The sequence below is a fragment of the Mycolicibacterium neoaurum genome, from assembly GCF_036946495.1.
Classification (GTDB): Bacteria; Actinomycetota; Actinomycetes; order Mycobacteriales; family Mycobacteriaceae; genus Mycobacterium; species Mycobacterium neoaurum_B.
Genome location: NZ_JAQIIX010000001.1, coordinates 765,495 through 783,906 on the forward strand (window position 1 = coordinate 765,495; position 18,412 = coordinate 783,906).

The window sequence follows — 18,412 nt, forward strand, 5'->3', positions numbered from 1 at the left end:
GCGGCGCCCGGCATCGCCCTCGCCGGTACGGATCACCGTGTCGGTGGCACCAACATCGACTGCCACGACTCCGGCTTCCCGCCACCCGCCAGATTGGCCTGGGTGTACCGCTTACCGTCCGGCCCGAGATAGCTGCCCGTCGCCGGGTCGTACTCGGCTACCGCGATGGGCGGCGCCACCGTCGGCGGCGCGGCCGCGGGAGCAGCCGGCGGCGCGCTCTCACCGGGCCGAATCTGCGGGATCGGCTGGCCGGACAACGTGGCGTTGGGATCGCCCTTCCAGTTGAACCCGTCGTTGAGAGGAACGTAGTTCTCGTCGCTCTCGCACATCTTGACCGTCGGCGCCCGCTTGCCCGGCCGTGTCGCACACGGCAGGTTGCGCGCACCGCGCACGTTGAACATGGAGTCCTGCGGGATGCGGCAGTACAGGTCGCCCGCGGGGCGGTCCGGGTAGTCGGTCAGGCTTGTCGGCCGTGCCTGATTGGGCGGTAGGTAACCGGTCAGGCATGGTGGTGGGAGGTTGAGGTTGAGGTTGAAGCTCAGAAACGCGCCCTTGTAATCGGGTTTGGTATCGCGATTGGTGACACCGGCGCCCTGAACCACTTCGACCGCCGACGGCGCCAGCACCAGCAGCTGTTCCAGGTGCGGCTGATAGGTGACAGCGACATCACCGAGGGTGACCAGATTCGCCAGCACCACCGGCAGGGTCGGCTGGACGCGGTCGAAGAGCTGACGGACCTCGTCGGCGGCACGCGGCCCCACGTCCAGGATGCCGGTGACCGACTTGTCCTCACGCTTGAGCTGTTCGGTCACCGAAGCCATGTTGGAGGCCCACGCCTCGATCGAATCAGCGGTGACCGACTGGGAATCCAGGATGGGTTTAGAGTTGTCGATCAGGTTGGTCAGCGCGTCGAGAATTTTACGAGCGTCGATGGCCAGCGTGGTGGATCCCTTGACCAGGCGGGCCAGGTCGGGGCCCAAACCTCCCACTGCCGTAGCCGATTCGTCGACCACCGTTTGAAGGTTGTCACCGGGGATGACCTCTAGCCCCTTGTTCGTCGCGGCCAGCAGATCACTGATATCCGGGGGCACCGAGGTGCGGTCCTGCGGTATCACCGCCCCCTCGGCGAGGCGACCGTTGTCGCTGGCGGGAATCAACGAGACGTACTGCTCGCCGATGGACGACGCGCTGTGCACCTCCGCCGTGACGTCGCCGGGGATGTCGACATCGGATTTGAGCGACAGTTCTGCCACCACACCGGACTGGGTGAGGTCCACCCGTGCCACCCGGCCCACGTTGGTTCCGCGGTAGGTGACGTTGGCGTTCTCGTAGAGTCCCGCGGCGACCGGCAACTGGACGGTCACCTTGTAGTGGTTGTACCCGAACAGCAGGTTAGGCAGGCCCATGTAGTTGAAGATCATCACGGCGCCACCGACGAGGGTGATCACCGCGAAGAACGCGAGCTGGGTGATGACTCTTCTGCTGAGTACCATCTAGGGCCCCTGATTCAGGTGGTACGGGATGACCAACGGATTGACCGCGGTGTACGGGCTGGGCAGCTGACCGATCGTGCGCCCCCACTGCATCTCCAGTTCGGTGAGCTCGCCCTCGAATCGGGTGCCGGTGAAGAACGACGAGTCGATACGACTCAGCGTCAGATCGATGATCGCGGTCAGGTTCGCGTAATCGCCGCGGAACCATTTGTCCAGCGTCTCCTGGGCGAACGGATACACCGAGAAGAAGCTCAACGACCGGGTGAGCGCGGGTCCGGAATCGGCAAGTGATTTCACCACCGGGGCAAGATCTTTGAGCTCTGCCACCAGCGCCTCTTTGGTCTGGTTGCTGGAATCGGCGGCAAGGGCGCTGAACTTGCCCAGCTGATCGAGTGCCTCGGTGAGGGTATCCCGCTCATCCCGCAGAACGCTGAGCGCCTCGGGGATGGTGTCCAGCGCCCGGTCGACCACCGAGTCCTGTGCGGCGAAGTCACCGACAAGGTTGTTGAGACTATCGGTGGCGCTGATGATCTCGTCTGTTTGGCGGTCGGTATTGGCGATGAACCTGTCCACCTCGGTGATGAGGCTACGGAGGTCGTTCTCGCGCCCGGCGAAGGCGGTGCTCAACGCTGTGGTGATGTCCTGGATCTGACCGACGCCCCCTCCGTTGAGCAACAACGACACCGCCGCCAGCGTCTGCTCGGTCGACGGATACGCGCCACCGGAGGCCAATTGGATCACCGAGCCATCGTGCAGTCGGCCCTCGGGGGCCTCGTTGACCGGTGGAGCGAGCTCGATGTGCAGTGACCCCAACAGGCTGGTCTGCCCGATGGTTGCCGTCGCATTGGCCGGCAGCACGACATTGCCGTCGAGCGTCATGGTGAGCACCGCGTGCCAGTCCTGGCGCTCGATCTTGGTCACCGTGCCGACGTTGACGTCACCGACGCGCACCCGCGAGTTCTGCTGGACGTTGTTCACATCCGGCAGCTCCGCACGGATGGTGAACGATCCCGGACCGTCACCCGCGGTGCCGGGCATCGGCAATGAGTTCAGACCGCGCCAGTCGCTGCAACCGGTCAGCAACGCCATGGCAGTCACCGCGCAACCGACCAACACCAGCGCACGTCGGCGGCCGGTCATGAACCCGCTCCCGGCGGCAACATCATCCCGGTGAGGCCGGCCGCGGGATCGGTCTGCTGGGCCTCGGCGGGCAGCGGCGGTGTCGCACTCGCGGCCGGGGCGGGCGCACCTGCGGCCGGCGCCGGAGCCGGCGCGGGAGCCGGTGGCACGTAATCGGGTCGCATCCAATCCTCGCTGTAGGTCACCTCGTTCGGGCGCGCGACAGCGCCGACCAAGGGGTTGCCGCCGATCGGGAAGAAGTTCATCTGGCGGTTCTTCACAATCGGTGCCAGGTACTGCACGCACAGCTTCGAGGACTGCTCGGCGCCCAACCGGGAGGCCGCCTGGATGGCTCCGCACAGGAAGCTGATCGGATCGCTGAAGTTGTTGGTCGACAGGGCGCCGCTGAGCGTGCCCTGAGCCGGTTGGTAGATGTTGATGAAGTTCTGCAGCACCGTCGGCGACATGTGCAGCAGTTGCTTGATGTCGTCGACGCTGTCGGTCAGCGCCTGCGATACCGAGGCCAGCTTGTCCGAGGTGGTGCCCAGGGTCTCCTTGTTGGCAGCCACGAATGTCGCCACCGTCTTGGACACCTCGCTGACACTGGCTGCAGCAGAGCTGATCTCGTCCGGATCATCGGCCAGCGCCCATGTCACCGAAGCGAGATTGCGGTTGAGCTGCGACATGACATCCGAGCTGTCCTGCAGCGCCGACACCAGCAGCGACAGATTGCGCAGGGTGCTGAACAGGTCGGTGCTGTGATCACCCAATGCCGAAGTCGCCTTGGACAGCTTGATCAACGTGTCACGGATGTTTTTGCCCTGTCCGCGGAGATTGTCGGCGGCCGTGTTGACCAGCGAACCGAGCGTGCTCACTCCCCCGGGTTCGGTGGGCTGCAACATCTCGGTGAACCGCTGCAACTGGACCCGCACCTCGTCCCACTCGACCGGCACCGCGGTGCGCTCCATCGGGATCACGGCGTCCGCGGGCAGGGTGGGACCGCCGGTGTAGGCAGGCGTCAGCTGGATGGCGCGAGCGGTCACCAGCGACGGCGCCAGGATGACCGCCTTGGCATCGGCGGGCACCGAGTAATGGTCGTCGATCCAGAAGCTCACCCTGGCCCGGTCGGGCTCGGCATCGATGCGCTCGATCTCGCCGACCGGCACGCCGAGGATGCGGATCTCGTCACCGACGAACAAACCGTTGGTGTTGTCGAAATATGCGGTGAAAGCGGTCCTGGCGATGTTGGTGGTCGTCCGCACGATCGCGACGACCCCGACCGTCAATACCACGGCCAGCAGCAACGCCAACCAGATTCGTATACGCGGCCGCGTCACTGTCCGTTACCTCCTGGCTCGGCCGGGGAACCGTCGGGTGCGACCTCGCCGGGTGCGCGCTCCAAAACGGGCGATGGGGTCGGTTCGGGAACGGACTGTTGGGCCGCCGGACCCGGCGCCGGCGGGCCGGGCGGCGGCCCACCGGGCGCCGGTTGCGGTCCGGGATCCCGGTAGGGATAGCAGCCCGGCCCGGGTAGTGGGATACCCGGTGGTCCGCACTGGCTGTCGCCGGGATTACCGGTGATGGCATCGGGAATCGTCAGGCGCGGCTCGCCACCCTGACCGGTGCGCGGGAACGGCACGGGCAGTGCGGGCAGGCCGGGCTGGCCGACCTGTGGATCCGTGCGCTGCGACGGTGCGAGCACGTTCGGATCCAGACCGAGGTCGGAGAAAGCGGCATTGATGAACGGCTGAAGATACTGACCGGGAAGAAGATTGGACAAGTAGGCCTTGAAGAAGGGCCCCGAGGACACCGACTCACCCAGCGAGAAGACGTAGGTGGTCAGCCCTTTGATGGATTGCTGGACTTCCGACTTCCGGTTCTCCACGATCGCCAGCGCACCATTGAGCTTGTCCAGCGCCGGCTTGAGCGTGTCGGTGTTGTCGGCGACGAAACCGTTTATCTGTGCAGACAAAGCGGTGATGTTGTTCGAGATCTGGTCCAGCGCGGCACTCTGTTCGCCGAGCGCAACCAGCAGCTCGTTCGAGTCGCGGACGAGCTGGACGATCTTGTCGCTGCGCTCACCGAGAACGGTGGTGGCCTTGTTCGCGTTGGCCAGCAACCGGCGAAGTTGTTCGTCGCGACGGTTGAGGGTGTCGGAGAACCGCGCGACACCGTCGACGGCTACCCGCAGATCATCCGGGGTGTCCCGGAAGGTCTCGGCCAGGGTCGACAACGAGGTCGACAGCTGATCGGTGTTCAGGCCGCTGATCTGAGCGGTGATGTCCCCGATCGCGTCGGGCAGCTGATAGGCCGATGTGGTGCGCTCCAACGGGATGACACCGTCCTGGTCACCGTCCCCGCGCGGGGTGATGTCGAGGATCTTGGACCCCAGCAGGCTCTTGGTCTTGACCGCGGCTTCGGTGCGATCACCGAGCTGCACGTCGTCGTCCACGCTGAACCGCACGAGCACGCGAGGCCCGTCCAGCGAGATGCTCTGCACCTTGCCGACCTGATAGCCCGAAACCTGCACCGCAGCACCACTTGTCAAGCCGCCGGCCTCGGCGAAGTACGCCCCGTAGGTCTTCTGCGAGGACACCAGCGGCAACTTGTCGTAGTTGAGCACGCCCAGACTGATCGCGCCGACGGTCACGACGCCGATCAACCCGATGACCGCGGGGTTGCGCTCTTGGAAGGGTTTCATTTCGGCGTGCACCTGCCGGTGTCTTGGCCTGCCAGTTTCACATACACCGGTTGACCGCCCTTACCGTTGAGTTTCAGTACGAGATCGCAGATGTAGAAGGAGAAGTAATCGCCGTTGAGCCCCTGCCGACCCAGGATCCGGTAGGACTGCGGCAGCGTGGCGAGCAGATTGTCCACGTAGTCGTGGTCGGCGACCACGATGCCCGCGGCGCGGTCGGTCTGCGCGACCGTCTCCTTCAGCGGCGGCCGGGCCTGTGCCAGCAGATCGGCGATACTGGCCGCGGACTCGTTGGTATAGGCCACCGCCGCACTCAGGTCGCCCTTGCGTTCTTTGAGGGTGTGCACGATCTCCGACAGTGAGTCGACGGCGGTACCGAACTTGTCCTTCTGGTCGCCGAGCGAACCGAGCACGGTGTTGAGATTGGTGATGACCTGTCCGACGAGCTCATCACGATCGGCGAGGGTATTGGTCAACGCAGCGGTGTTGGAGAGGAACGAGGCGACCGTCGCGCCCTGGCCCTGCAGCGCCGAGAGCAGCTGACCGCTCAGCGCGTTCACCTGGTCGGGGTCCAAAGCCCGGAACAGCGGCCGGAATCCACCGATGAGGGCGTCCAGGTCCAGGGCCGGTGTGGTGCGCGACACCGGGATGGTGGCACCGGGCGCCAGCCGCTGCACCGAGCCGGCGCCCTCCTCCAACGCGAGATACCGGCCGCCGATGACATTGTCGTAGCGGATGGCCGCCCGGCTGCCTTCGGTCAGCACCACCGAGTCGTCGGCGCTGAACTCCACCGTGACGGTGCTGTCGCGGTTGAGCCGGATGTCACCGATCTTGCCCACTTCGACACCGGCGATCCGGACGAAGTTTCCGGTCTCCAAGCCCGTCACGTTGGTGAACACCGCACGGAAGGACCGGGCGTCACCGAACCGAAACTGGGCGAAAACGGTCAGCAGCGCGAACATTCCGAACAGCGCGACCACGATGAACACGGCAAGCCGCCAGGCGGCGCCTGACAAGTTGTCCTTCATCTCGTCTGCCTCTCGATACTAGGTCGTGTCAAGGTCGGGCTGGTTCACGGTGCCGGCGGCGGCCCGGCGATCCCAGGCGGTATGGGTGCGGGTGGGACGCCGGGATAGAGCGGCGTACCTCCGGGGCCGTACTGCGGGGCGCCGTAGGGCGGAGCACCGGGATATGGAATCGGTCCCGGCGCGGGGCCACCCGGGTAGCGGATGCTGGGCGGTTCCGGCACCGCACGGGTCACCGGGAAGTAGTTGGCCCAGCCGGGGAATCCGATGCCCGGGTTGGGCCGGTTGTCCAGTCCGGTGCCCCAACCGGTGTTGGCGATCAGGGTGCGCACGGGCCAGTTCTTGGCCACATCGGGCAGCGATCCGCAGCCCGGCTTGCCGCCGGGTCCGCCCTTGGCACCGTTGATCGGCAGATTCTGCGGATACCGATAGGGATCGTCACCGAGCAGCAGCGCCGCGTCCACGATCAACGATTTGCCGTTCGCCCCGCCGGTGTAATCGGCCTGGCCGAAATCGATGGCCTTCTTGCCGCCGACGAGAAGGCAGGTCAGCGACGGGTTGTACTTGTTGAACAGCGACGCCGTCGGCCGCAGCGTGTTGATCGCCCGCACCAGATTGTCCTTGTTCGGACCCAACACCGCGGTTCCGCTCTGCGAGAGGCCGATCACGTTGAGCAACAACGAATCCAGTTCGCGAGCGCGGTCGGCGATCGTCTCACTTGTCGTACTTGCGGCATCGAGCACACGCAGGATGTCCGGCGCGGCCGCCGCGTAGGCGTCGTTGAAGTTCTTGAACGCCCGCCAGTCCTGCCCGATGGTCTCGGTGCGCTGGTTGAGCGCGATCAGCACCTCGTTGGCCGCCGTCGTCGCCTCGCCCATGCGGGGCCCCTGGCCGCGAACGCCTTCGGCGATCGCCGAGAACACCGTGTTGAGCTTCGCGGGATCGATCTTGTGTATGACACCGACGAGGTTCTGGAACACCGTGTTCACCTCGGTGCTGACGTTCTGAGACTGCAGGACGGCGCCGGCTGCCAGCGTCTGCCCCGAGGGCTCCTGCGGGTAGATGAGGTCGACGTACTTGGCGCCGAACACGGTGGTCGAGGCGATCCGGGCCTCCACGTTGGACGGGAGGTAAGCGATCTTGTCGGGATCGAGCTCGAGTTTCAGGCTGACCGGATCGCTGCCACCGGTGACCGCACCGACATGACCGACCTGCACCCCGCGCAGTTTGACCTTGGCCCCGACCTCCATCACCAGACCGGCGCGGTCCGAGCTGAGCGTCACCGGCACATAGCTTTTGAGCGAACCGGTGAACAGCACACCCGTGAGGGCCACCGACGCGATGACGAAGACGATGAGGATCGCGGTCCACCAATCCGGGTGGATGAGCGGTTCGCCTGCCTTTCGCGCCATCGCTCAGCCCGCCAGGTTGAAGTTGCCGGACTGCCCGTAGATGGACAGCGTGACCAAGAGCGTGACGCACACTGCGACGACCAGCGAGGTGCGTGTTGCGCGTCCGACCGCCTCTCCCACACCGGCGGGTCCGCCGCCGGCGGTGAAGCCGTAATAGGTGTGCACCAACATGATGACCACCGCGGTCACCACCGCCTGGACGAACGACCAGATGAGGTCGGTGGGAATCAGGAATGTCCGGAAGTAGTGGTCGTACACGCCGGTGGACTGCCCATAGATGACCGTCGTTCCGAATCGTGCTGCCAGGAACGACATGATGACCGCGACACAGTACAGCGGGATGACGACGATGACGCCGGCCAGCACGCGACTGGACGCCAGGTAGGCCAGCGAGCGGACACCCATGACCTCCAGGGCGTCGATCTCTTCGTTGATGCGCATTGCACCGAGCTGGGCGGTGGCGCCGGCGCCGATGGTGGCCGCCATGGCGATCGCCGCGGTGAGCGGCGCTATGAGCCGGACATTGAAGTACGCGGAAGCGAACCCGGTGAGTGCCTCCACACCGACCTGCGCGAACTGGTTGTAACCCTGCACCGCGACCAGCGCACCGGTGGAGATGGTCAGGAATCCGACGATGACGACCGTGCCACCGATGACGGCAAGCGCGCCGGTACCCAGACTCATCGCGGCGATCAGCCGGACCAGCTCGGTCTTGTAATGCACCAGGACGTCCACAGCAGAGGCGAGTGTCCGACCATAGAACTGGGTCTGCTCGCCGATTCGGGTCCACCCGGCATGCCAGTTCTTCGATGACCGCGCCAATCGCGGAAACTGCTGACGCACAGAAACTCTGATGCTCATAGATTCACCTTGATTCCCACCGCGGTCATGAAGATGTTGATCAGGAAGAGCGCAAGAAAGGAGAACACGACGGTCTCATTGACGGCGTTGCCGACACCGGCCGGGCCGCCGCTGACGGTCGTACCCATGTAGCAGGCGATCAAGCCCGCCGTCATCCCGAACAGGGTTGCCTTGATCAGCGACACCACCACGTCACCCACGCCGGTGACCAGGGTCAGGCCCGCGACAAAGGCTCCGGGCGTGACGTTTTGGAAGAACACCGAGAAGACGAAGCCACCCGCCAGACCGACCAGGATCACCAACGAGGCCAGCAGCAGGGCGACCACGGTCGCGGCCAGAACACGCGGAACCACAAGCGCCTGAATGGGGTTGATGCCCATGACACGCTGGGCGTCCAATTCCTCTCTGATGGTGCGCGCTCCCAGATCTGCACACATTGCGGTCGCGCCCGCACCGGCGACGACCAGCACCGTGACGATCGGGCCGATCTGGGTGACGGCTCCCAAGGCGGCGCCGGTCCCGGAGAAGTCCGCGGCACCGAACTCGGCGAGCAGAACGTTGAAGGTGAACACGGTCAGCACCGTGAACGGGATCGACAGCATCAGCGTGGGCAACAACGACACCCGCGCCACAAACCAGGTCTGCAGCACGAACTCACGCCAGGCGAACGGGGGGCTGAACACGGCCAGTGCCGTGTCCATCGAGAAAGCGAAGAAGCCCCCGATCCCGCGCAACGGCCGAGACGATGCCAGCGTCTTGAGTATCAAGAGCGGCCCCCGGTCCGCGCAATACGCCGCACGCCGGCCGTCGGTCGCACACCGGCCACCCACGCTTCACCCATCGCGGCTGCGCATTTCGAGTCGTGGTGTCGCCACATAGCTGTCGTCCTCTGTTGTGGCAGGCACTACCGCCGGCCCTCCGATATGAGCAGGGTCACAAACGTGCTAGACACTACGTCTAAACGCTCCGCCTAGTCAATATGTCAATCGGGTGGCCGAGCATTTGCCAACCGCCCCAGGCGCCGATGTCACGGACACATCGCCGAACACGCGCCCACATGCCGCGACGTGACGCGGCCCACAAATCTAATCATGATTAAGTACAGCGATCAACACCCGATATCGACAGAGCGCAGAGATGCACGCCCCACCTGCAGACCATCCGTGACGTGGATACTTTTGACGGTACCGTCAAACGGACCAGATGATGCATGGCTTCGAATCGTTCGTAAATTCTCAGGACATGTCCGATCCCACCGGTCCGCACCAATGATTCGGTCATGCGACATCAGGCAACGCGCGGACCCCTGATCCTGAGTTGCTGAGCCAGAATCCGTGGCAAAGAAGCCGGCTCCGATGACGCTCGGCGGCGCGATCGGCCATCAGGCGAATGGGGTTGACCCCGCAACTGGCGCTCCAGGTGTCGCCGTCACACTTTTGAATACTTGATAAATTCCAGCTGCGTCCGGGTAATGTCGATTCCGCCCCTACGGCCGTCGCCGGTGACCAGGTGACGTGACAGCCCAGGGCGATGCCCAGTGGCACATCGACTACAGCACACCCCGTCGACACTCGAATTGGTGATAAGACATGACATCAGCACTGCCCCACCCCACCGACGCCGACTACGCCGACGCGTACGGCCGCGCCTGGACCCATGATCCCGAACTGCTGTGCACCTTCTTCACCGCCGACGGCACCTACACCGACGTCGCGATGCGCGGAACGTATCAGGGGCGCAACGGCATCCAGCGTTTTCATCGCTGGATGCTGACATTCTCGCCCGATTCGTTGATCGTCTTCACCCAACCCGCCGTGGCCGACGGGCTCGCCTACTTCGAGTGGACCTGGAGCGGGTCCATCACCGGGCCTCTTCGCTTGCCGAACGGCGCCTCGATCGACGCGGCAGGAAAACAGTTTTCGGCGACCGGCATCGCCGCCTGCCGCTATGACAACCAGGGACTGCTGACCAGCCACCGCGACTTCTGGGATGTCGGCTTGCTCGTCGACCAGCTCGGCGACACGCTGGTTCCCCGAAGCACCCAGTAGTCGCCGGTCAGAACATCAAAGCGCTGAATCGCCAGTCCAACACCTGGCGATCATCGGTCCCCTCTTCGCCGACGGCGAAGACCAGCGAGCGGATATCGAGGACACCACCACCCGCCGGCAGCGGTGATACCCGTTCGATGTGCAGGTCGCTGTAGACCGTATCGCCCTCGTACACCGGGCCGGTGTGGTCGCAGGACTGCCAGCCCGTGACGGTTGCCAGGTTCGGCAGGACACGGGTGGCCTGCGCCAGGGCCAGCCCGATGGTGTGCCCGCCGTACACCAGGCGCCGTCCACCGACTCGCCGATCATGATGCGTAGCAGCGATGTTGAGGCTCATACGGGCGAGTTCGGGGGCCGAACTCACGACATCGGCCGAGCTGCGGTAGTCGCGGCCCGCCAGCTCCGAGTCGAAGTGCGGGCCGGGCACGCGCGCACGGAATGCCACGCCGTCCCAAGATCCGGCCGGGTCGGTGGCCACCTCGTCGGCCCCGATCGTGGTCAGGTCATCGTGGCGTCCGGTGTCGACAACCCCGGGTGCCATCGGGAGCATCGCGCACCGATGAAAGTCGAGAACCAGCCGGTCATGCTGGTCGGTCGTCGTCATCCGCAGCGCGGCAAGGCCGGTGGGCGCCCTGCCTTCCCGGACGGCATTCTGACGAAGCCCGACCACCCGGGTCGTGGTGGACAACGTGTCCCCCAGCTTGGGATAGCTGTGGAATACCAAGCCGCGGTAGAAGAGGTTCGCCTTGACACGGCCGGTCACCAACGTGCTCTGGCCGATGGCGACATCGGTGACCAAGCCCGGATGCGCCAACAGACCGCGCGTTCCGGTTACCGCCTCGGCCAGCTCGATGTCGAGTGCCAGCCGCAGCCGGTCCCCCAGGATCGCCTGGTGCACTGCGGCCGCACCTTCGGTCAGGGTCATCCGGGGCGCACTGTCGAAGACCTGTCCGATGGTGAGCTCATCGAAGTACGGCCCCACAACTGAATTCGGTGTCGGCATCGCATCCCTTTCAGATCCACGTCGATACTGGGCCGGCATTCGTGACCGTCGCCGCATTTTTGAAGTTAGACTAAAATATTGCGCCTATCAATTCGCATCGTTGTCGGGTTCGGTGACAACGGGGGCGGCGCCACGGACCGCAGGCAGGACCAAGCTGTCGACGACCCGGCGCACGAAGCCGGAATCGACGCTCTGGCCGCCGACCACCCGCAGCAGCCCCATGGCCACCAGCACGTCGGCTACCAGCGACCAGTCCCTATCCGCGATATCACCGCGCTCGACGGCGTGCTGCAGAATCGCGGCCACCACGCGTCGCCCGCGGCGCAGCATCAGATCGTCCAGTGCGGCCGCCAACTCTGGGTCACGGCTGGACTCCAGCGCCACCCGCAGCACCAGATCGTTGGAGATCAGCTCGTCGTCGTTGCGCGCGACCCGTTCGACGATCACGTCGAAGTCGCCTTCCAAGCTGCCGGTGTCAGGGATATCGTCGGCCAGCAGGTCGGGCCGCCAGTAGACAAGCGCATCGGTGATCAGCGCCGCTTTCGACGCCCACCGCCGATAGATCGCGGCTTTACCGACGCCCGCACGGGCGGCGATATCGTTCATGTTGGTGTCGTTGTAGCCGTTCTCGGTCAGCGCGGCCAATGCGGCATTCAGGATCGCGGGGTCGCGGGAACGGTCGAGTCGACCGGTGGTGCGCTGGCGAAGCTTGGGCTCCATACCTGCCATTGTCACCGATTCACCCACAGCGCCGACCGGCCCCTACCGCGGCGCCGGCCAGTTCCACACCGACATATCCGCGGCCGGGTAGCCGGCACACACGTCGGTGGCCTTGGCGACCACGCCCTTGTTGTTGAAGAACACCTTGGCCCAGTTACCCCACCGGGTCGCGACCTGCTCGTAGTAGATGTTGGTGGCGGTGTCTTCGGAATACTGCCGCCGCGCGGGCGCATCCAGGGAGTAGAACCAGTGGATCCGGTCCACGGCCATCCGCTGAACATCCGGCGGTCGGTTGGCCTTGTCGATCATGTACCGCTCGAAGTAGATCGGGGAGGTATCACGCGCGGCCGCCAGATACTGCTCGGCGTCACAGCGCGTTTCGATCTGCCGATGCGGAATCGGGTAGTCGTCGGTCGCGTCGGCGGACGCCTGCGGTGGCGCGAGCACGCCTGCGGTGCAGGCGGCCGCGGTGATCATCACACCGGCACGCACCATCAGCCGAAATGTGCGGACGTTCATCTGCGATCACCACTCATCTCTGCCAGTGCGGCATGGTGCTGCGGACAATAACGCGGAATGGCCGTACCCAGGAACTGCCACACCTGCTCGGTGCTCAAGGTGCGGGCAAGGTTGCGGGACAGGAACACCGCAGACTCCGAGGCATTCGCATCGACACCGGTGGTGAGCCGTCGGCAGGCAATCTTTGCCAGCCACGCGTTGTAGTCCCGCTGGCCATAGATGCCGAAGCCGTGCAGGGTATTCGCGAAATCGGTGTCGACATCGGCATGCGCCGGAGTCGCCCAGCCGATGCTCATCACGGCGAGCACGGCTGAAGCCATGGCCAGAAGGCGATTTCTCACCTGCACTCTCCGGTTCATGCGCTGGCCTCTCATGAGGTGACCTGCGGGATTGGTGCGGTATGCGGTTCCTCGGGTTCGGGACCTGCCGCAGGTTTGGGTGGATGCGTGATCTTGTACGTGTTCAACGGCCACCAGAACCAGCGACCCAACGCAGAGGCGATGGACGGCGTCATGAAGGCACGCACGATCAAGGTGTCGACAATGAGTCCGATCCCGATCGTCATGCCGAGTTGTCCGACCACGCGCAGGTCACTGACGATCATCGAGGCCATGGTGAACGCGAAGACCAGGCCCGCGGCGGTGACGACCCGACCGGTCGCCCCCATCCCGCGGATCATCCCGGTGTTGAGACCGGCGTGGATCTCCTCCTTCAGCCGCGAAACCACCAGGAGGTTGTAGTCCGAGCCGACAGCCAGCAGGATGACCATGGACAGCGGGATCACGATCCACTGCACGCCGATGCCCAGGACTTCCTGCCAGAGCAGCACCGATAGACCGCAGGCCGTCCCGAGCGACGCAGCAACCGTCCCCACGATCACCAACGCGGCGACCACGCTGCGCGTGATGATCAGCATGATCGCGAAGATCAGGATCATCGAGGCGATGATCGCAATCATCACGTCGGTCTTCACACCACTTTGCATGTCGTTGTACAGCGATGCCGTGCCAGCGAGGGACACCTTCGCGTTGGCCAGTGGGGTGCCCTTCACCGCGTCGGCAACCACATCCTTCATGTCTCGGACGTGCTCGATGCCCTCGACGGAGGCGGGGTCACCCTGGTGGGTGATGATGAACCGGACCGCTTTACCATCCGGGGAGACGAACATGTCCAGACCACGCTTGAAGTCCGGATTCTGGAAGACGTCCGGCGGCAGGTAGAAGAAGTCGTCGTTCTTCGCCTGATCGAAGAACAGACCGATTTCGGTCGCGCCGCGGGCGAGTTCCTGTTGCTGGGCCTGAGTTCCGGCCATCACGCTGTGGGTGGCGAGCATGAAGTCCCGCATGGTGCGCATCGAATCGATGGTGGGCAGCAAGGTTGCCTGCATCTGCGGCATCAGTGTGTCCAGCTTGTCCAGATCTGTGCTCAGACTGCCGATCTGATCCGCGAGCTTGTCGATACCGTCCAACGAGTCGAAGATCGACCGCAACGCATGGCAGATCGGAATGTCGTAGCAGTGCGGTTCCCAATAGAAGTAGTTGCGCAACGGTCGGAAGAAGTCGTCGAAATCGGCGATGTGATCCCGTAATTCGTTGGTGGTGGCGACCATGTCGTGGGTCTTCTCCACCATGCTGTGAGTGGTGTCGGTGAGCTCGGTCATGATGGAGTACATGCGCTCCATGTTGGCGATCGTCGAGCTCAGTTCATCCGCTTGCTGCAGCATCTGAGCCGAGTTGTCATTGTTGAACTTCGCGGCCTGCAGTGTCCCGGCGTTCTGGGCGCCCAGCATGAACGGGATGGAACTGTGCTCGATCGGCGCACCGAGCGGGCGGGTGATGGTCTGGACCCGCTCGATACCGCGCATGTGCACCACGCTCTTGGCGACCCTGTCGATCACCAGCATGTCCGCCGGGTTGCGCAGGTCGTGATCGGCTTCCAGCATGAGCAGTTCGGGGTTCATCCGCGCCTGGGAGAAGTGCCGGTCGGCGACCGCCATGGCCAGGTTGGCCGGCATGTCCTCCGGGGTGAACTTCTGGTCGTTGTACTGCGGGACATAGGTGGTCAGGCTGACGAAACCGAGCACTGCGATCAGCGTGGTGACCACGATGATCGGACCGGGCCAACGCACGACCGCCGTGCCCACCTTGCGCCACCCCTTGGCGGACAGCTCCCGTTTGGGTTCCAGCAGACCGAATTTGGAGGCGACGGTCAGCACCGCGGGGGCGAGCGTGAGGGCAGCGAAGATGATCACCAGGATCGACAACGCACACGGGATGGACATCGTCCGGAAGTACGGCAGCGTGGTCATGGTGAGGCAGAGGCAGGCACCGGCGATGGTGAGCCCCGAACCCAGGATCACATGCGAAACACCGTGATAAGAGACGTAATAGGCATCCTCGGGACTCAGGCCCTTAGACCGTTCCTCGTGATAGCGGCCCCACAGGAAGATCACGTAGTCGGTACCCGCGGCCAGGGCCAGCATGGTCACCATGCTGACCGCATACGGTGTCAGGCCGATCAGGTTCAGGTATCCTGCGGCTGCGGTAACCCCCTGGGCAGCAAAGAGTTCGAGTCCGATGATGACCATCGAGATCAGCATGGTGACGATCGACCGATAGATGATGAGTAGCATGGCGATGATCACGCCGACCGAGACCAGCTCCATCACAGCCATGCTCTGGTGTCCGGCGATGCTGGTATCGGCGTTGAGCACCGTGTTTCCGGCTACGTGGGCTTTGATGCCCGGCGGGGCCGGGACTGAATCGACGATCTGGCGCACCGCTGCGACAGATTCGTGACTGAGCGTGGTGCCTTGGGAGCCGTTGAGGAAGATCTGAACGTAGGCGGACTTGCCGTCCACGCTCTGGGATCCGGCAGCGGTCAGTGGGTCGCTCCAGAAATCCTGCACGTTCTGGACGTGATCGTGGTCGGCCTTGAGCTTGGCGACGATGTCGTTGTAGTACGCGTGGGCGCTGTCCCCCAGTTGGTCGTCACCCTCCAAGACCACCATGGCGGTGGAATCGGAGTCGTACTGCTGGAACACCTTGCCGATGTTGAGCATCGCTTGGTACGACGGCGCGCTTGTCGGGCTCAGCGGTACCGATCGCGTCGCCGCGATGTCGTCGAGAGACGGCACGAACATTCCCAGGAGCACCGCGATGGCCACCCACACCAGGATGATCGGCAACGCCAGCACCCGGATGAGACGGGCGATGACGGGACGGTGCGGTGCTGAATGCGCGTTGCTCATACGGATTTCACCAAGCAGTAGATGAACGGTTTGATGGAGTCCGAGCTCGTCCGGTCATCACGCACGTCGCCGTCGACGGAGACGCGGCAGGCCAGATCGCTGACCGCGGTGTCACCCTGGGCCATGATGTTGGCCGACATCGATGGCAGCGTCGTGACGATCGTGTGTGACCAGGGCAGCGGCGCGTTCTCGACCAGGTTCGGCTGGCCGTTCTCATCGAGATAGTTCACGGTCACCGAACCCCCCGAACCGGTGACCTCGTAGGTGATGTGCTTCGGATTGAAGTTCGCGGTGATGCCCGAACCTTCGCCAGCCACCGGCGCGGGCGCGTAGGCCGACTCTCGAATACGACCGATGACGAAAACGCCCAATGCGACGACGACAACCAGCAGCAGAGGTATCCACGACCTCTTGAGCAACCGGACCACCGAATCTCCCTATGCCGAGCACCAATTGGCGGGCAGCGCTGCCCGGATCCTTCAGCGGAACTCAAGTTCCGTGTGATGGACGAGGGGAACTGTAGCGCATATTTAGTTACTTCGCCTAACAAGCTTCAGCGGAGGGGCGCGCCGGCGTTTCCTGCGGCGACGCGGTGAGCGATCTACTCTGCCGACCGAGCTGCGGCCGCGACTGCCGTCGCCACCGCACGACCCGCGACGCTAGTGCGGGCCACGTTCCTCGGCGACGGAGTTGGCGCCATCGACGACGACGACCTGACCGCTGACATACGAGGCGCCCGGGGAAGCAAGAAAAGCCACGACCGACGCGACCTCCTCGGGCCGCCCGGAACGACGCAATGGCGTGGCCGCTCCCATCTCGCGCTCGTGCTGAGTGGCCGAGCCGGTGTCGATCCATCCCGGTGCCACGACATTGGCGGTGATGCCGAGGTGCCCGTAGTCGAGAGCCACCGATCGGGTCAATCCGACGATCGCGGCCTTGGCCGCGTGGTAAGAGGCATCGCCGCGGTAGGCCATCACCGGCCCGGACACCGAGCCGACGCTCACGATGCGGCCGTAACGGCGATCGGTCATGCTTTTCAGGGCGGCACGGGTGACGAAGAAGTTGGTATCCAGGTTGCGCGCCAACGCCGCTCGCCACTGGTCGTCCGGCGTGGCGTCGGCGGGTAGTTGCTCCTCGGCGCCGGTGGTCGCGACCATGCCGGCGTTGTTGACCAGAACGTCGACCCGGCCCCACCGGTCACGTGCCGAGGCCACCAGATCGTTGGCGACAGCCGAGTCACTGAGGTCGCCCACGAACCCGGCAGCGTCGATCCCGACGTCCTGTAACTGCGCCACCCGGTCGTGGATGCGTTCGGAGGTGGCGGCGATCAGCACGTGGTGGGATTCACCGAGCAGGCGGGCCGACGCGAAACCGATGCCCTCAGCGCTGCCGGCGCCCGTGATGACCGCAACCGGATCGTCGGTCGGCATAGAGATCCTCAATTCGGGAGAGTTAGAGGTTGTAGCCTCTGACTGTCAGCACGGTTGCTCTCACGCCGCAGTTTCGATGATGCGGAACGCTTTTGGGGTTACGACCAAGCCTTGCACGAGTTGTGATGCTACGACTGCACCGCACAGCGTGGTCCATCTTCCTAGAACGCCACGGAGGGCTCCGTCGAGTGGTGTCCTCAGCCTGCCGCGGCAAGCGGGCGGATGCGGTCCAGCTCGTCCCCCCGCTCGGCGCGAGCCACGTCGGCGTCATAGCGCGCCTGCAAGTTGATCCAGAACATGTCCGACAGCCCCAGCGCGCGCGAGAGCCGCAGGCCAGTGTCGGCGGTGATGGCTCGCCGCCCCCGGATGATCTCGCTCAACCGGGTCTGCGGTACGTGTATTTCCTGAGCCAGCCGGTAGGCGCTGATGCCCATCGGTACGAGGAACTCTTCGGCGAGGATCTCGCCGGGGTGGGTTGGGGCGAAGTCGGCCATGGTGTTCCTTTCTCAGTGGTAGTCGGTCAGCTCGACGTCATCAGCGCCGCCGTCGCGCCAGGTGAAGCAGATGCGGAACTGGTCGTTGACGCGGATGCTGTGCTGCCCCTCGCGGGGTGGCAGTAGCTTTTCCAGCCGGTTCCCCGGCGGGACACGTAGGTCGCTGATGTTCTCCGCGGCATCGAGAATCTGCATCTTGCGCCGCGCAGCCTTGGCAAGTTCCACGCTGATCCCCTTGGGACGGCGCAGCTCCCAGACCTTCTGGGTGTCGCCGTCCCTGAACGACCGGATCACATCCACAATGCTAACGCCACCCGTTAGTAACGTCAATCGGGAGTGC

Annotated in this window: 18 protein-coding genes; 1 reads left to right on the forward strand and 17 read right to left on the reverse strand. The window is 64.5% G+C overall.

Annotated elements, in window-relative coordinates:
• Window positions 1-32: 32 nt before the first annotated feature.
• The 8 genes from PGN27_RS03550 to PGN27_RS03585 are packed head-to-tail and all read right to left on the reverse strand — an operon-like array spanning window position 33 to window position 9,309.
• The gene (locus PGN27_RS03550; protein WP_335324855.1) at window positions 33-1,493 is read right to left on the reverse strand and encodes an MCE family protein; all 1,461 of its coding nucleotides are present in this window, start codon (window positions 1,491-1,493) and stop codon (window positions 33-35) included.
• On the reverse strand, window positions 1,494-2,633 hold the full coding sequence (locus PGN27_RS03555) for an MCE family protein (protein WP_335324856.1): 1,140 nt from the start codon (window positions 2,631-2,633) through the stop codon (window positions 1,494-1,496).
• On the reverse strand, window positions 2,630-3,949 hold the full coding sequence (locus PGN27_RS03560; RefSeq protein WP_036462043.1) for an MCE family protein: 1,320 nt from the start codon (window positions 3,947-3,949) through the stop codon (window positions 2,630-2,632). Before PGN27_RS03560 ends, PGN27_RS03555 begins: the two co-directional genes overlap by 4 nt.
• Window positions 3,946-5,313 carry an MCE family protein gene (locus PGN27_RS03565; protein ID WP_036462042.1) on the reverse strand — a complete coding sequence of 456 codons (1,368 nt, stop codon included), beginning with the start codon at window positions 5,311-5,313 and terminating at the stop codon, window positions 3,946-3,948. The genes PGN27_RS03560 and PGN27_RS03565 overlap by 4 nt, the downstream gene beginning before the upstream one ends.
• Complete coding sequence (locus PGN27_RS03570; RefSeq protein ID WP_335324857.1) at window positions 5,310-6,338, reverse strand: MCE family protein; 1,029 nt, start codon at window positions 6,336-6,338, stop codon at window positions 5,310-5,312. The genes PGN27_RS03565 and PGN27_RS03570 overlap by 4 nt, the downstream gene beginning before the upstream one ends.
• Before the next feature lie 44 nt (window positions 6,339-6,382).
• Complete coding sequence (locus PGN27_RS03575) at window positions 6,383-7,747, reverse strand: MCE family protein (protein WP_335324858.1); 1,365 nt, start codon at window positions 7,745-7,747, stop codon at window positions 6,383-6,385.
• A gap of 3 nt (window positions 7,748-7,750) precedes the next feature.
• A complete protein-coding gene (locus tag PGN27_RS03580; protein WP_335324859.1) occupies window positions 7,751-8,608 on the reverse strand; it encodes an ABC transporter permease in 858 nt (285 codons plus the stop codon).
• Entirely contained in the window at window positions 8,605-9,309 is a 705-nt protein-coding gene (locus PGN27_RS03585; RefSeq protein ID WP_019509829.1) for an MlaE family ABC transporter permease, read from the reverse strand. The genes PGN27_RS03580 and PGN27_RS03585 overlap by 4 nt, the downstream gene beginning before the upstream one ends.
• Before the next feature lie 888 nt (window positions 9,310-10,197).
• Between PGN27_RS03585 and PGN27_RS03590 the strand changes: the two genes are divergently transcribed.
• Window positions 10,198-10,656 carry a nuclear transport factor 2 family protein gene (locus tag PGN27_RS03590; RefSeq protein WP_335324860.1) on the forward strand — a complete coding sequence of 153 codons (459 nt, stop codon included), beginning with the start codon at window positions 10,198-10,200 and terminating at the stop codon, window positions 10,654-10,656.
• A 7-nt stretch (window positions 10,657-10,663) separates the two neighbouring features.
• Here PGN27_RS03590 and PGN27_RS03595 read toward each other — a convergent pair whose 3' ends face one another.
• From PGN27_RS03595 to PGN27_RS03635, 9 genes are all read right to left on the reverse strand, one after another.
• Complete coding sequence (locus tag PGN27_RS03595) at window positions 10,664-11,659, reverse strand: MaoC family dehydratase (RefSeq protein ID WP_335324861.1); 996 nt, start codon at window positions 11,657-11,659, stop codon at window positions 10,664-10,666.
• Between the two features lie 87 nt (window positions 11,660-11,746).
• The gene (locus PGN27_RS03600) at window positions 11,747-12,388 is read right to left on the reverse strand and encodes a TetR/AcrR family transcriptional regulator (protein ID WP_335325215.1); all 642 of its coding nucleotides are present in this window, start codon (window positions 12,386-12,388) and stop codon (window positions 11,747-11,749) included.
• 33 nt (window positions 12,389-12,421) lie between these two features.
• Window positions 12,422-12,856 (reverse strand): DUF5078 domain-containing protein, encoded by a 435-nt coding sequence (locus PGN27_RS03605; RefSeq protein WP_472850849.1) that lies wholly within the window; start codon window positions 12,854-12,856, stop codon window positions 12,422-12,424.
• Window positions 12,857-12,894: 38 nt separating this feature from the next.
• Window positions 12,895-13,218, reverse strand: a complete 324-nt coding sequence (locus tag PGN27_RS03610; protein ID WP_335324862.1) for a DUF732 domain-containing protein — start codon at window positions 13,216-13,218, stop codon at window positions 12,895-12,897.
• A gap of 50 nt (window positions 13,219-13,268) precedes the next feature.
• On the reverse strand, window positions 13,269-16,148 hold the full coding sequence (locus PGN27_RS03615; RefSeq protein WP_335324863.1) for an MMPL/RND family transporter: 2,880 nt from the start codon (window positions 16,146-16,148) through the stop codon (window positions 13,269-13,271).
• Window positions 16,145-16,576, reverse strand: coding sequence for an MmpS family transport accessory protein (locus PGN27_RS03620; protein WP_335324864.1), 432 nt, complete (start codon window positions 16,574-16,576; stop codon window positions 16,145-16,147). Before PGN27_RS03620 ends, PGN27_RS03615 begins: the two co-directional genes overlap by 4 nt.
• Window positions 16,577-16,807: 231 nt before the next feature.
• The gene (locus PGN27_RS03625; RefSeq protein ID WP_335324865.1) at window positions 16,808-17,578 is read right to left on the reverse strand and encodes an SDR family NAD(P)-dependent oxidoreductase; all 771 of its coding nucleotides are present in this window, start codon (window positions 17,576-17,578) and stop codon (window positions 16,808-16,810) included.
• Between the two features lie 197 nt (window positions 17,579-17,775).
• Window positions 17,776-18,072: a HigA family addiction module antitoxin gene (locus tag PGN27_RS03630; protein WP_213446916.1), complete on the reverse strand. Its 297-nt coding sequence runs from the start codon at window positions 18,070-18,072 to the stop codon at window positions 17,776-17,778.
• A 12-nt stretch (window positions 18,073-18,084) separates the two neighbouring features.
• Window positions 18,085-18,366: a type II toxin-antitoxin system RelE/ParE family toxin gene (locus PGN27_RS03635; protein WP_335324866.1), complete on the reverse strand. Its 282-nt coding sequence runs from the start codon at window positions 18,364-18,366 to the stop codon at window positions 18,085-18,087.
• Between the last annotated feature and the right edge of the window lie 46 nt (window positions 18,367-18,412).

Bases quoted from the DNA above. Each gene is read 5' to 3' on its own strand.
- PGN27_RS03550 (WP_335324855.1), bottom strand. From the start codon at position 1,493: ATGGTACTCAGCAGAAGAGTCATCACCCAGCTCGCGTTCTTCGCGGTG.
- PGN27_RS03555 (WP_335324856.1), bottom strand. From the start codon at position 2,633: ATGACCGGCCGCCGACGTGCGCTGGTGTTGGTCGGTTGCGCGGTGACT.
- PGN27_RS03565 (WP_036462042.1), bottom strand. From the start codon at position 5,313: ATGAAACCCTTCCAAGAGCGCAACCCCGCGGTCATCGGGTTGATCGGC.
- PGN27_RS03570 (WP_335324857.1), bottom strand. From the start codon at position 6,338: ATGAAGGACAACTTGTCAGGCGCCGCCTGGCGGCTTGCCGTGTTCATC.
- PGN27_RS03575 (WP_335324858.1), bottom strand. From the start codon at position 7,747: ATGGCGCGAAAGGCAGGCGAACCGCTCATCCACCCGGATTGGTGGACC.
- PGN27_RS03580 (WP_335324859.1), bottom strand. From the start codon at position 8,608: ATGAGCATCAGAGTTTCTGTGCGTCAGCAGTTTCCGCGATTGGCGCGG.
- PGN27_RS03585 (WP_019509829.1), bottom strand. From the start codon at position 9,309: ATGGACACGGCACTGGCCGTGTTCAGCCCCCCGTTCGCCTGGCGTGAG.
- PGN27_RS03590 (WP_335324860.1), top strand. From the start codon at position 10,198: ATGACATCAGCACTGCCCCACCCCACCGACGCCGACTACGCCGACGCG.
- PGN27_RS03595 (WP_335324861.1), bottom strand. From the start codon at position 11,659: ATGCCGACACCGAATTCAGTTGTGGGGCCGTACTTCGATGAGCTCACC.
- PGN27_RS03600 (WP_335325215.1), bottom strand. From the start codon at position 12,388: ATGGCAGGTATGGAGCCCAAGCTTCGCCAGCGCACCACCGGTCGACTC.
- PGN27_RS03605 (WP_472850849.1), bottom strand. From the start codon at position 12,856: ATGATCACCGCGGCCGCCTGCACCGCAGGCGTGCTCGCGCCACCGCAG.
- PGN27_RS03610 (WP_335324862.1), bottom strand. From the start codon at position 13,218: ATGGCTTCAGCCGTGCTCGCCGTGATGAGCATCGGCTGGGCGACTCCG.
- PGN27_RS03615 (WP_335324863.1), bottom strand. From the start codon at position 16,148: ATGAGCAACGCGCATTCAGCACCGCACCGTCCCGTCATCGCCCGTCTC.
- PGN27_RS03625 (WP_335324865.1), bottom strand. From the start codon at position 17,578: ATGCCGACCGACGATCCGGTTGCGGTCATCACGGGCGCCGGCAGCGCT.
- PGN27_RS03630 (WP_213446916.1), bottom strand. From the start codon at position 18,072: ATGGCCGACTTCGCCCCAACCCACCCCGGCGAGATCCTCGCCGAAGAG.